The sequence below is a fragment of the Bariatricus sp. SGI.161 genome (assembly GCF_050313695.1).
Classification (GTDB): domain Bacteria; phylum Bacillota; class Clostridia; order Lachnospirales; family Lachnospiraceae; genus JAFBIX01.
Window position 1 is genome coordinate 88,475 of the sequence record NZ_JBNPLX010000013.1, and the last position, 13,165, is coordinate 101,639.

Consider the following 13,165-nt stretch of genomic DNA (forward strand, 5'->3'; position numbering starts at 1 on the left):
TGGGGGGAGGAAGATGAATGAGTGCTAAACGGAAAATAAGATGTTCGTTAATTTTATGTTTTATGTTATTTGTGGTTGGCGTGTTTGGTAATGTTTCTTATGCAGACGAACCAGAAGAAAATTATACTGAAATAGAAAGTGTAAAAGTAAGCAGTGAAGAAGAATCCAATTCTAAGAATACAGATGTGGAGGAAACAGAGGTATCAGATTCTTCAAACGAGATATCCAAAGAGGAAATTGCTTTGCAAAAAGAAAATATCAGGATTGATAGTGTTATTACTACAATGGATGCGGAAGGAAACATCACAGAGGTTGAAAGTGAAAGTGGATATTTAGAAGATAATGTTTCTGCGTATACACGTATTGCTACTCCCCAAATTGTAAATTTTAATACGAGAGGGAATGCTGTTACTGAATATACAGAGTATGGTACAGTTAATTCTGGATATATAAATGGTATGTTTGGAGCAGATGCTGCTTATCTTGGTACTGAAAATGGAAAAGTCAAATTTATGATATCAGGGGTAATAGGATTAGTTGATTCCAGTTTGGTGCAAGTAGTAAATATTAGTTCAGCTCAATCGATAAGTTATTATATAGTTTCAAATGGAAGATTATATCATTATATTACTACAAATATAACAAAAAATGATTATGCAACAGTTTTAGATAATGGACCAGCTCCAAATTATCTGAATGTAGGTGAACAGTATTATAGTTATGATGGTCATTATTTTTACACACAGGATAATTTTGGTAGTATGTTAGATGATTATAATCAGGGAAGTAGAAACTATGCGGTTAATAGTACAGATCCATATTATAATTATTTTCAGTATTTGCCTATGCGTAGTAAAACAAAATATTCTGCTGAACAGATAGATCAAATAATTAATGGAAAAGTAACGAATTCAAAGATGACAAATACGGGAAGTATTTTTGAAAATTGTCAGAATCAATATGGTGTTAATGTAATATTAGCTTGTGCTGTTGCTGCAAATGAAAGTGCGTGGGGGAAAAGCAGTATCGCAATGAATAATAATAATCTGTTTGGATTAAATGCTATAGATTCATCTCCTGGAGATAGTGCTAATACATATTCAAGTGTTGAAAGTTGTATTAAAACTTTTTCAGAAACATATATGTCAAAGCAATATTTAAATCCTGAAAACTGGGTTTATTCGGGGGGGTTTTTAGGAAATAAGGGTAGTGGAATTAATGTAAGATATGCATCAGATCCTTATTGGGGAGAAAAGAATGCTAATATAGCATGGATGATTGATAGGACTTATGATAATCAAGATGTTTATGTATATTCGATTGGAATAAAAGATCTTATTGGAATAGAGCATACGAATTTAAATGTACGAAATGAGCCAAATACGACTTCGAAGGTTATTCATACTACTAAAAATTATTCAAATCAATCTTTCATTATATTGGATGATACTTTGAGGGGATTTTATAAAATCCAAAGTGATGCAGTGTTAAATAGTGATAGGACAAACATATTAAATAGCGGGAATTATAATTATAATGATATGTATGCTTATGTTAGTTCTGATTATGTTAAGAAAGTTATTGGGAAGAGTAGTGGAAATGTTTCTATAAATGTTCCGGAAGAACTGAAGAATGTCATAGAATATCGCGCACATGTTCAGGAAATTGGATGGCAAGATTCTGTAAATAATGGGCAAGTAATAGGGACGATAGGAGAGAATTTGTCTATTGAAGCGATTGAATTAAAAGTAAAGGATATAAATAGTTTGGGGATAGAATATCGCGCACATGTGCAAGATATTGGATGGCAGGATATAGTATCTGATGGAGCAACTAGTGGAACTGTTGGGCAGGCAAAAAAAATGGAGGCAATCCAAATACGACTAACAGGAGAGTCTTCTGCTGAGTATGATATTTATTACCGTACATATGTTTCGGAATTTGGATGGCTGGATTGGGCTAAAAATGGCGAATTAGCGGGCACGCAGAATTATAATTACGCATTGCAAGCTATGCAAATTGTTATGTTGAAGAAAGGGTCAACTGCTCCGGGAAATACTCTAATTCCATATAAAATAAATACACAAAAAATAGAATATTGCGCACATGTACAAGATATAGGATGGCAGCAAAAAGTTGAAAATGGAGAAGTGGCAGGTACTACGGGGCAGAACAAAAAAATTGAAGCTTTTACAGTAAATTCAGTGTTAAATAATGATCTTGGAATAAAATATCGTGCATTTGTTCAAGATATTGGATGGATGGATTATGAAGAGAATGGAGAAGTGTCAGGAACAGTTGGACAAAATAAACGTATGGAAGCACTTCAGATTGAATTGACAGGAAATGATAATAATAAATATGACATTTATTATCGAGTACACGTTCAAGATAAGGGGTGGCTTGGTTGGGCGAGAAATGGACAAACTGCAGGTACAATTAATTATGATTTGAAAATTGAAGCAATGCAAATTATATTGCTCCCTAAAGGAACTCCGGAGTTGAAAAATGATGTTAAAGAATTTTTGCAGAATCCAACAGTTGTTAGATATTGCACTCATGTAGAAGATATTGGGTGGCAGAAATATGTAAAAGATGGTCAGATGGCAGGAACAACGGGAAAAAACAAACAAATAGAAGCATTTAAAGTCCAATTGTTTGGGCAGGAATATTCTGGAGATATTCAATATTCAGCTTTGGTGGAAAATGTAGGATGGCAGGAGTTTGTGTCAAATAATTCGGTGGCAGGAACGGTTGGAAAAAATAAGCAAATAGAAGCTGTTAAAATTCAATTAACTGGCGAAATGAGTACGAAATATGATGTATATTATAGAGTGCATGCTTCGGAATTTGGATGGTTAGGATGGACAAAAAATGGGTTACCAGCGGGAAATAAAGGCTACGGGAAGCAAATAGAAGCGATTCAAATACAATTAGTTAATAAAAATGAAAGTGCGCCAGGAACAACCGATAATTCTTTTTTAGAGAAAGAAGCGGGCATAATTTATTCTGCACATGTACAAGATATAGGATGGCAAGATTATGTTAGTGATGGTGCGATTGCTGGGACGACCGGAAAAAATAAGCAAATAGAAGCAATTAAGATTCAATTAGATAATTTGAATATGTCAGGAGATGTAAAATATAAAGCACATGTACAAGACGTAGGATGGCAGGATTATGTTTTTGGTGGTAAGATTGCTGGAACAGTAGGGAAAAATAAGCAAGTAGAAGCAATTTGTATAGAATTAACAGGAAAAGTATCAGAAAACTATAATGTTTATTATCGTGTCCATGCTTCAGAATTTGGATGGTTAGGATGGGCAAAAAATGGTGAAAAAGCAGGAAGTGAGGGATATGCACGTCAAGTAGAAGCAATTCAAATTAAGTTGGTAAAGAAAGAAGAATCATTTTCGTGTGGTAATATACCTTCGTTTTTCAAAAAATAAAAAATGCAGCATTGCTGCATTTTTTATTTAAGAAAACTGGGGATAGAAAGTGGAATACATTGTTGTGAAGTTAAATTGATGATATAATAAAAAATATTAAGTAAAATGTTAGATGGAGTATAATATGTTGCAAAAGATGTGGAATATTGAAAGAGAGAAGATTGAAACACAAAGTGTTTTTTGGAATATAATGTCAAGCGGTATAAATTCTATTGTATCGATGCTTTTGCTATGGGTGGTAACGTTTGTGAATGGTGTGGCAGATGCTGGATTGTTTTCTTTGGGTTTTTCAACGTCGCAGATGATGTTGACTGTTGCTAACTATGGTATGAGAAATTATCAGGCTACAGATATTAATCATAAATATTCTATGCGAGTATATTTGGCGTCTCGAATCATAACAAGTATCGTAATGATAGTTTCAGCTTTTGCTTTTGTTAGAATAGAAGGATATTTTTTTGAAAAGGCATTAATCACGGTATTGCTATGTTTGTTAAAGGTTACGGATGCTGTTGATGATGTGTATGGAGGATATTATCAACAGCAAGGAAGACTTGATATTAGTGGGAAAATAATGAGTGTGAGAATTGTTGCTTACATTATTGCATTTTGTGTTAGTTTGCTTTTTTCTCATAATTTAATGGTTAGTATTTGTATAGCAATATTCATATCTACTTTTATTTTGATAGTTTTGGTGAAATCTACACAAGAAGTTGTGATATTAGAAAAACCAGAGTTCAACTGGAAGAAGATTTTTTTGTTATTATACGAATGTGCTCCGTTATGTGTTTGTGCTTTTTTGTTAATATATATTGGTAACGCACCTAAATATGCAATTGATACATATATGTCATCGAGTGAACAAGCGTTGTACACTTACTTGTTTATGCCTTGTTTCGTTACAAATTTATTTGTTGGATTTGCATTGCAACCGCTGTTGGTTCGGTTATCTAAAAAATGGCTACATAAAGAATATGAAAAGTTTCTTAAATTATGCGGACTAATTTTTCTAGGAGCCATTGGAATATCAGGAATTATTTTGGGATTAGGTAGTGCATTTGGATGTCAAATACTGTCCATTGTTTTTGGAGTTCAATTAATTCAGTATAAAAAAGTATTGGTTATTTTGTTGGTTGGAGGGGCTTTTTATGCTTTCGCAATAATTGAACAAGTGATTTTAACAGTGATGAGAAAACAATTGTTTTTTTTGATAGGTTTTGTGATTGCAAGTGTTGTAGCTTTTTTTATATCAAATCCATTAGTAAAGTCTTTCGGACTTTTAGGCGCAGGATATGCATATTTAATTTCAACAGGTGTTTTGTTCCTTACACTTGCAGTTTTGATTTTTGTATTTATATTTTGTGAAAAAAAGGAAGGAGGTTCAGTTGATTGACGGAAAAAGTTTCTGAATGTTATACTATATAAGATAATAGAAAGTAAAAGGAAGGTTATTATGAGTGAGTTAACTAAAAAACATACTTTTGTAATATGTGCATATAAGGAAAGTCCTTTTTTGGAAGAATGTATTATTTCTTTGAAAAAGCAAAGACTAAAATCCAATATTATAATGGTGACATCAACCCCTAATAGTTACATTTCTTCTTTAGCAGATAAATATCAAATATTATTAAAAGTTAATACGGGTGAAAGCGGAATTGTTCAAGATTGGAATTTTGGATATAATCAATGCAATACTCCCTATGTTACAATTGCACATCAGGATGACATATATTTTGAAGAATATTCTTTACATGCAGTTACATGTTTAGAAAGATGCAAAAAACCATTGATTTATTTTTCTGATTATTGTGAAATTAGAAATGGAAAGAAAGTTGTTAATAATCAATTGTTAAGAATAAAAAGAATATTATTATTACCATTAAGAATTAACCTGCTGCAAAGAAGTAGATTCATTCGGAGAAGGAGCCTTGCTTTGGGAAATGGAATATGTTGCCCAGCGGTTACATTTGCTGTAAATAATTTGCCAAATCCTGTTTTTACAGTTAATTTTCGATCGGATGAAGATTGGGAAGCTTGGGAACGTATTTCTAAATTAAAAGGTTGCTTTTTGTATGATTCTAGTATACAGATGGGACATCGTATTCATGAGGAATCGGAAACGTCAATTATTCTTGGAGATAATGCAAGAAGTAAAGAAGATTATGAAATGTTTTGTAAATTTTGGCCAAAATGGATGGCTAAAATTATAGTGAAATTCTATTCTAAAAGTGAAAAATCAAATAAAGTTAACTAGGAGATAAAATGAAAAAATTAATCATAATACCAGCTTATAATGAAAGTGAGAATATTGAAAAAACGGTAACAGCAATAAAGAAAAATGCACCTGATTTTGATTATGTGATAATAAATGATTGTTCGACAGATCAGACAAGAAAGATATGTGAAAGGAATCATTATAATATTATTAATCTTCCGATTAATCTAGGGATTGGTGGTGCAGTACAAACAGGATATAGATATGGATATGAAGAAGGATATGATGTTGCAGTTCAAGTAGATGGAGATGGACAACATGATCCTCAATTTTTAAACACGATGGTAGAATATTTAAATGAAAATAATTTGGATATGGTTATTGGTTCAAGATTTATTAATAAAGAAGGCTTTCAGTCATCTGGTACAAGGCGAATTGGAATTAAGTATTTTGCAATATTAATTCGTGTATTGACGGGTACAAAGATTACAGATCCCACATCTGGATTAAGAATGGTAAATAGAGAAATAATGAAAATATTTGCATATGATTACCCTAAGGATTACCCAGAACCAGAGAGTGTAGTTTCGATTCTTAGGAAAGAGAAAAAAGTTAAAGAACTTCCAGTTATAATGAAAGCAAGAGAAGGTGGTGTGTCATCAATCTCACCTAAGAAATCTATTTATTATATGATAAAAGTAACTTTGGCTATTTTAATTGAGTGTATTAGAAAGTAGGAAAAGAAAATGAGATTACGAATTCAAATAATTGTAGCAGTAGTTTTACTAATAGCATTATGCATTATAATTAATATGATTAGAAAAAAAGCTTTGGAATTAAGATATGCATTGGCTTGGCTTTGTGTTGGAGTGGGAGTCCTTATACTGGATTTGTTTCCAGGAATTATGAATTGGCTGGCAGTTTTTATGGGAATTGAACTTCCTATTAATATGTTGTTTTTTTTGGGATTTTGTTTTTCGTTAATTATCATTTTTGGATTGACGATGTCTATATCTAGAATGTCAATACGTATTAAAAACTTAGCACAAGAATTGGCATTATATGAGAAAAGGCAAGAAATGCAGAAAATAAAAGGTGAAAAAGAATGAGAAGATTTATTTCAGTAATGTTACTTTTTTCCTTGATTTTGATTAATGTAAACATGATATCTTTTCAAGTGAATGCAGATAACGAAAGTTTTAGTCAAAATGATGAAGTAACGCAAAATGATATAGAAGGTGTCGTACAAGAAGAAAATATTGAGAATGAGAAAACAGAATTAATCGAGGATATTATTCTGAATAATGAAGAACAGATGGAGGATTCAGCAAATCCAATCAATCCGGAGAAAGGAGACCATGCAAATAGTTGGCGCTACACGGACGGACAGTTGTTAAAACCAGAGTCATCTGCAAAAAGTAGAGCTGCAGTTTATGCATATCATTCGAATGCTACAAGAACAGGAATTGATGTGTCCGAGCATCAGGGAAAAATTGATTGGGAAAAAGTAAAAGAATCAGGGGTGGATTTTGTTATTCTTCGGTGTGGATATGGAATGAATTTGACGGATCAAGATGATAAGTTTTGGGAAAGAAATGTTTCGGAATGTGAACGTTTAGGAATTCCATATGGAGTATACATATATTCCTATGCAACAAATACAGAGAGGGCATTGAGTGAAGCACAGCATGTATTACGCTTGATAAATGGTCATAATCTTTCGTATCCGATTTATTTTGATATGGAGGATAAAAGTACACTCGGAAGCGATTTGGGCGAAATTGCCCAGACATTTTGTTCTACAATTGAAAAAGCCGGATATGCGGTAGGTGTGTATGCGAATCTTGATTGGTGGAATAATTATTTGACGGATGTAAGATTTTCACAATGGCATAGATGGGTAGCACAATATAATTCTACATGTCAATATTCGGGAGAGTATGCAATATGGCAGTATACTGCATCAGGAAGAGTATCGGGAATATCTTCAGATGTTGATATGAATTATTTGATTGGATATCCAGAGAATCATGGAGTGTCAATGTCTGTTTCGATACCAGAGGAAGTAAAGGATGTTGTTTTATATTCAGCGCATATCCAAGATTCTGGATGGTTGGATAGAGTTTCAAATGGAAAAGTTGCGGGGACTGTAGGATTAAATAAGCAGCTAGAAGCATTTGAAATTAGTATTCAAAATTTAGAAGGAGTAAACATAAAATATAGTGCATGTATTGATGGAAATTGGCAAGACTATGTGACGAATAGTGAGGTCGCGGGAACAACAGGGAAGAACAAGGCAACTGAAGCTATAAGAATAAAATTAGAGGGAGAGAATGCTGAAAATTACAATATATATTATCGGGTTTATATAAATGATCTGGGATGGCTAGGATGGGCATTTAATGATGAGATGGCAGGGACCAGTGGATATGGGTATCCTATAGAAGCATATCAGATTGCGTTACTTCCAGCAGGATCAGAAGCGCCTGGAAATACTGAGAATGCATATTTAAAGAAACCTAGCAGTATAAAGTATAAAGCACATGTACAGGATATTGGCTGGCAAAGTTATGTAGAAAATGGAGAGACAGCAGGAACAACAGGAAGAAATCTGAAGGTAGAGGCATTAAAGATAGAACTGGAAGACCAAGAATATGAAGGAAATGTAGAATATTGTGCATTAGTACAAGGAATTGGCTGGCAAGATTATGTATCAAATGGAGAGATGTCTGGAACCGAAGGGAAAAATAAAAAAATAGAAGCGATATCGATAAAATTAACAGGAGAAATGCAAGAAAGATATGACATCTATTATCGAGTACATACAAGTGATATTGGCTGGCAAGGTTGGGCTAAAAATGGAGATAAGGCTGGAACAGAAGGATATGGAAAAAAGGTAGAAGCAGTGCAAATTAAACTTGTAAAAAAAGGAGAAGTGGCACCTGGAAGTGTAATTAATTCTTTTTTGCAAAAATGATGTGAGGGATAACAATGAAAAGGAATTTTTTTGGGAAAAAAGTTATAGCATTTCTTTTAGTCTTAATTTTTTTTAATTTATCGATATTTTCAGTACATGCAGAGGATGTAGAGAATATTGAATATGATGCATTGGAAGAAAATGGTGGGAATGTTGAAAACGAAATATTGGAAGAAAATGTTTTTGAGGAAAATAGTGAAATAGAAAAAGAAGAAAAAAAAGTAAAAGAAAGTGGAGAAGAAGCACAAGAAACACAAGAAACACAAGAAACACAAGAAACACAAGAAACACAAGAAAAACCAACAGTTAGATATAGTGTTCATGTACAAAATATTGGCTGGCAAAATGAAGTGGTAGACGGAATGACTGCAGGGACAGTAGGAAAAGCGCTGGCTGTAGAAGGAATTAAAATTGAATTAGATGATTTGAATAGTCTGGATGGAAAAATTGAATACGAAGCACATGTGCAAGATATTGGTTGGCAAGAGTCTGTAAATGATGGACAATTGGCAGGAACAGTAGGAAAAGCAAAGGCTGTTGAAGCAATTAAAATTAGATTGAAAGGTACAATTTCTGAACAATATGATATATATTATCGGGTGCATTCGGCAAAATATGGATGGTTTGATTGGGCGAAAAATGGAGAACTTGCAGGAACTGTTGGATTTGCATGTGCAATGGAAGCTGTTGAAATAGTATTGTATGAAAAGAATGATGTTAATGCACCTGTTGTTACTGGTAAAACGTATCTTACAGAGCGGAATATGGGAAATGTAATGTATACAGCACATGTTCAGAATATTGGATGGCAATCAAAAGTAAAAGATGGATCAACAGCAGGAACAACAGGAAAATCGCTCGGAATAGAAGCGATAAAAATTGAAGTGGGAGAGCAACTAGGAGGATCAGTTATATACAAAGCACATGTGTCTGGAATTGGTTGGCAAGATTCAAAATCGGATGGACAATTGGCAGGAACAACAGGGCAAAGTAAGTCTATAGAAGCAATATGTATTGAATTGGATGAAAAATTAAATAGTCAATATGATGTCTATTATAGGGTACATGCTGCAAGATACGGATGGTTAGGCTGGGCAAAGAATGGAGAAATAGCAGGAACAGTAGGATATGCATCAGCCGTAGAAGCTATTCAGATTCAATTAGTTGAAAAAGAAAGTGAGAACAAGCCAAATCAAACAGGAAGAAGTTATTTGTCGAGAGAATGTATAGCTAAAATTGAGTGTCAAGCACATGTGTCTGGAATTGGTTGGCAGGATACTAGATATATAGGTGATATTATTGGAACGACTGGTGAAAATAGAAGTATAGAAGCAATGGCGATGTCCATAAAAAATGATGATAAAGGTTCTTTATATACAGGGGGAATTACATATCGACTTCATGTTTCAGATATCGGTTGGCAAGATTGGAGGAGTGACGGAGATATTTCGGGAACTGTTGGTCAGGGAAAAAGGGCCGAAGCAGTGCAAATTAAATTAACGGGAGAAATGGAAAAATATTGTGATATTTATTATCGAGCTCACGTTTCAAATTTTGGTTGGTTAGGTTGGGCAAAGAATGGGGAAGAAGCCGGAAGTTCAGGGTATGCCTATAAATTAGAGGCTATTCAGATTATTGTTTTACCCAAAGATATAGGTGCGCCGGGAAATACAAGTGGGCATTATAAAAAGGCGCCTGTAGTAGGACAAGAAATGTTATTAAGAGCGAATCTTTATTCAAGTACAACGCCATATCTCATATTAGTAAATCGAAGTACACATAAGGTTGGTATATTCCAAGGAGCACGAGGATTTTGGAATAACATCGTTATGTGGGATTGCGCAGATGGAGCTCCAAGTACTCCAACTGTAGAAGGTGTCTTTAATGTAGGAAGTAGAGGATATTATTTTGATTCGGGAGCTTCAAGATGCTTTTGGTGGACTCAGTTTAGAGGAAATTATTTATTCCATTCGGTATTGTATAATAAAAATGGAACATTACAAGATGGAAGAGTAGGGATGCCGTTGTCTCATGGATGTGTAAGATTAAAGATTGAAAATGCTAAATGGATATATGATAATATACCATCTGGAACAACTGTAGTAGTTTATCATTAAATAAGAGAGGTGCTTAAATTATATGAAATTAGTTGTGGCAGGAACGGGATATGTTGGTTTAGTTGCAGGGGTATGTTTTGCTGAAAAAGGTTATAATGTTACATGTGTGGATACAGATGAGAATAAAGTTAAATTAATGGAGTCTGGTATAGCACCTATCTATGAGAAAGATTTGGAAAAATTAATGAAGAAAAATTATAGAGAAGGTAGGCTGCATTATACAATAGATTATATTGAGGCATATCGAGATGCAGATGTTATATTTATTGGAGTTGGAACACCAGAAATGCCAGATGGAAATGCAGATCTTTCATTTATAGCGACTGTAGCAAGACAGATTGCAGAAAATATTGAGAAAGATTGCTTGGTTGTTGTTAAATCAACAGTTCCTATTGGGACTAACGATAAAGTAGAAAGATGTATTGCAGATTTCCGCGTAAATGATGTGAAAGTGGAAGTAGCCTCTAATCCGGAATTTTTGGCACAAGGAACAGCAGTGCATGATACCTTAAACGCACCTCGCATTATTATAGGTACAGAAAGTGAACGTGCAGAAAAAATTTTAAAAGAGGTCTATAGACCTTTTAACATTCCAATTGTATCGGTAAGTAGGCGTTCGGCGGAAATGATAAAATATGCATGTAATGATTTTTTGGCATTAAAAATATCATATATGAATGACATAGCTAATTTGTGTGAGTTGGTTGGTGCCAATATAGAGGATGTTGCAGAAGGAATGAAATATGATAAAAGGATTGGTGAATGCTTTTTAAGGGCAGGGATTGGTTATGGAGGAAGTTGTTTTCCGAAAGATACGAAAGCGTTAAGCTTTTTGGCGGAGAAAAGAGGATATAAATTAAGAACTGTGGAAGCTGCAATTGAAGTAAATAAGGAACAAAAATTAAAACTTATTAAAAAAGCAAGTAATAGGATGATAACATTTGCTAACTTGAAAGTGGCAGTTTTAGGTTTGACGTTTAAACCAGAAACAGACGATTTGAGAGAAGCTCCTTCGTTAGATAATATTCCAATTTTGCTGGAGCATGGAGCGGATGTTTGGGCATACGATCCTGTTGGGGAAAAAAACTTTGCAACATTATACCCGCAGGGAAGATATAACAAAGGAAATATGAATTATGCAAATTGCATTGAAGAAGCTTTGAATCAAGCAGATATTTGCTTCGTTTTTACTGAGTGGAGTGAAATTAAAGATATTGCACCTGAAGTATTTAAAAGATGTATGCGTATTCCATTAGTATATGATGGGAGAAATATATACAACCCAGAGGAAATGAAAAATAATGGGATAGAATATTATAGCATAGGTAGGTAAATAATGGATAAAAAAATCATTTTAATAACTGGAGCAGCAGGGTTTATAGGTTTTTTCTTGTCAAAAAGAATCCTGGAAGAAAATAAAGATAATGTTGTTATAGGATACGATAATTTAAATGATTATTATGATGTGCGCTTGAAAAATGAGCGACTCCAGTTGCTGGATAAATTTGATAATTTTGTATTTATAAGAGGAGATTTGAGAGATAGAAAAAAAATAAAAGAAATCTTTGAAAAATATTCACCTGATATAGTGATTAATTTAGCGGCACAAGCAGGAGTTAGATATAGTATTACCAATCCAGAAGAGTATATTGATAGTAATATTATAGGTTTTTTTAATTTATTAGAATGTTGCCGTCATTCTTATGATAGTGGGGAAAATGGTGTTAAGCATTTGGTGTATGCATCTTCTTCATCTGTGTATGGATTAAATAAAAAAGTGCCATATTCAGTAGAAGATAAAGTGGATAATCCTGTTTCATTGTATGCAGCAACTAAAAAAAGTAATGAGTTAATGGCATATGCATATAGTAAATTATATGATATTCCAGTAACTGGATTAAGATTTTTTACAGTTTATGGACCTATGGGACGTCCGGATATGGCATATTTTTCCTTCGCTGATAAAATGGTAAAAAATGAAAAAATACAAATCTTTAATTACGGAAATATGTATCGAGATTTTACATATATTGATGATATTGTTGATGGTATTCTTCGAATTATGAAAAAAGTTCCCAAACAGGATGAAAATGGAGTGAAATATAAAGTTTATAACATAGGAAATAATAAGCCAGAAAGTTTAATGGACTTTGTAAAAATATTAGAAAATCTTTTAATGAGTAAGAATGTAATAGAAAAATCGGTAGAAAAAGAATATTTGCCTATGCAACCTGGCGATGTATATCAAACATACGCAGATATTAGTGAATTAAAAAAAGATTTTGGATATGCGCCAAATACTAGATTAGAGGACGGATTGGAAAAATTTGTTGATTGGTACAAAGAATATCTGAGAAGATAATAGAAATAAAAACAGTCGATAAAAATTGGCTGTTTTTATTGGTTG

At 33.3% G+C, this 13,165-nt stretch carries 9 protein-coding genes; all 9 read left to right on the top strand.

Features of this window, described 5'->3' with window-relative positions; all coding sequences use genetic code 11:
• The first annotated feature begins 17 nt into the window (after positions 1 to 17).
• The 9 genes from ACQRBH_RS09505 to ACQRBH_RS09545 all read left to right on the top strand — a co-directional run bounded on the left by ACQRBH_RS09505 (position 18) and on the right by ACQRBH_RS09545 (position 13,120).
• A complete protein-coding gene (locus tag ACQRBH_RS09505) occupies positions 18 to 3,449 on the top strand; it encodes a glucosaminidase domain-containing protein (RefSeq protein ID WP_427761479.1) in 3,432 nt (1,143 codons plus the stop codon).
• A gap of 124 nt (positions 3,450 to 3,573) precedes the next feature.
• The gene (locus tag ACQRBH_RS09510; protein WP_427761480.1) at positions 3,574 to 4,842 is read left to right on the top strand and encodes a lipopolysaccharide biosynthesis protein; all 1,269 of its coding nucleotides are present in this window, start codon (positions 3,574 to 3,576) and stop codon (positions 4,840 to 4,842) included.
• A gap of 60 nt (positions 4,843 to 4,902) precedes the next feature.
• Entirely contained in the window at positions 4,903 to 5,703 is an 801-nt protein-coding gene (locus ACQRBH_RS09515; protein WP_427761481.1) for a glycosyltransferase family A protein, read from the top strand.
• An 8-nt stretch (positions 5,704 to 5,711) separates the two neighbouring features.
• A complete protein-coding gene (locus tag ACQRBH_RS09520; RefSeq protein WP_427761482.1) occupies positions 5,712 to 6,401 on the top strand; it encodes a glycosyltransferase family 2 protein in 690 nt (229 codons plus the stop codon).
• Positions 6,402 to 6,410: 9 nt separating this feature from the next.
• Positions 6,411 to 6,773 (top strand): DUF2304 domain-containing protein, encoded by a 363-nt coding sequence (locus tag ACQRBH_RS09525; RefSeq protein WP_427761483.1) that lies wholly within the window; start codon positions 6,411 to 6,413, stop codon positions 6,771 to 6,773.
• On the top strand, positions 6,770 to 8,641 hold the full coding sequence (locus ACQRBH_RS09530; protein WP_427761484.1) for a GH25 family lysozyme: 1,872 nt from the start codon (positions 6,770 to 6,772) through the stop codon (positions 8,639 to 8,641). The genes ACQRBH_RS09525 and ACQRBH_RS09530 overlap by 4 nt, the downstream gene beginning before the upstream one ends.
• A 14-nt stretch (positions 8,642 to 8,655) precedes the next feature.
• Positions 8,656 to 10,758, top strand: coding sequence for a L,D-transpeptidase family protein (locus ACQRBH_RS09535; protein WP_347376494.1), 2,103 nt, complete (start codon positions 8,656 to 8,658; stop codon positions 10,756 to 10,758).
• Between the two features lie 22 nt (positions 10,759 to 10,780).
• Positions 10,781 to 12,091, top strand: a complete 1,311-nt coding sequence (locus ACQRBH_RS09540) for a UDP-glucose/GDP-mannose dehydrogenase family protein (RefSeq protein ID WP_347376495.1) — start codon at positions 10,781 to 10,783, stop codon at positions 12,089 to 12,091.
• A 3-nt stretch (positions 12,092 to 12,094) separates the two neighbouring features.
• On the top strand, positions 12,095 to 13,120 hold the full coding sequence (locus ACQRBH_RS09545; protein WP_347376496.1) for a GDP-mannose 4,6-dehydratase: 1,026 nt from the start codon (positions 12,095 to 12,097) through the stop codon (positions 13,118 to 13,120).
• The last annotated feature ends 45 nt before the right edge of the window (positions 13,121 to 13,165 follow it).

What these genes read in the sequence shown, in the direction of transcription:
- ACQRBH_RS09505 (WP_427761479.1), top strand. Translation starts at nt 18, where the DNA reads ATGAGTGCTAAACGGAAAATAAGATGTTCGTTAATTTTATGTTTTATG.
- ACQRBH_RS09510 (WP_427761480.1), top strand. Translation starts at nt 3,574, where the DNA reads ATGTTGCAAAAGATGTGGAATATTGAAAGAGAGAAGATTGAAACACAA.
- ACQRBH_RS09515 (WP_427761481.1), top strand. Translation starts at nt 4,903, where the DNA reads ATGAGTGAGTTAACTAAAAAACATACTTTTGTAATATGTGCATATAAG.
- ACQRBH_RS09520 (WP_427761482.1), top strand. Translation starts at nt 5,712, where the DNA reads ATGAAAAAATTAATCATAATACCAGCTTATAATGAAAGTGAGAATATT.
- ACQRBH_RS09525 (WP_427761483.1), top strand. Translation starts at nt 6,411, where the DNA reads ATGAGATTACGAATTCAAATAATTGTAGCAGTAGTTTTACTAATAGCA.
- ACQRBH_RS09530 (WP_427761484.1), top strand. Translation starts at nt 6,770, where the DNA reads ATGAGAAGATTTATTTCAGTAATGTTACTTTTTTCCTTGATTTTGATT.
- ACQRBH_RS09535 (WP_347376494.1), top strand. Translation starts at nt 8,656, where the DNA reads ATGAAAAGGAATTTTTTTGGGAAAAAAGTTATAGCATTTCTTTTAGTC.
- ACQRBH_RS09540 (WP_347376495.1), top strand. Translation starts at nt 10,781, where the DNA reads ATGAAATTAGTTGTGGCAGGAACGGGATATGTTGGTTTAGTTGCAGGG.
- ACQRBH_RS09545 (WP_347376496.1), top strand. Translation starts at nt 12,095, where the DNA reads ATGGATAAAAAAATCATTTTAATAACTGGAGCAGCAGGGTTTATAGGT.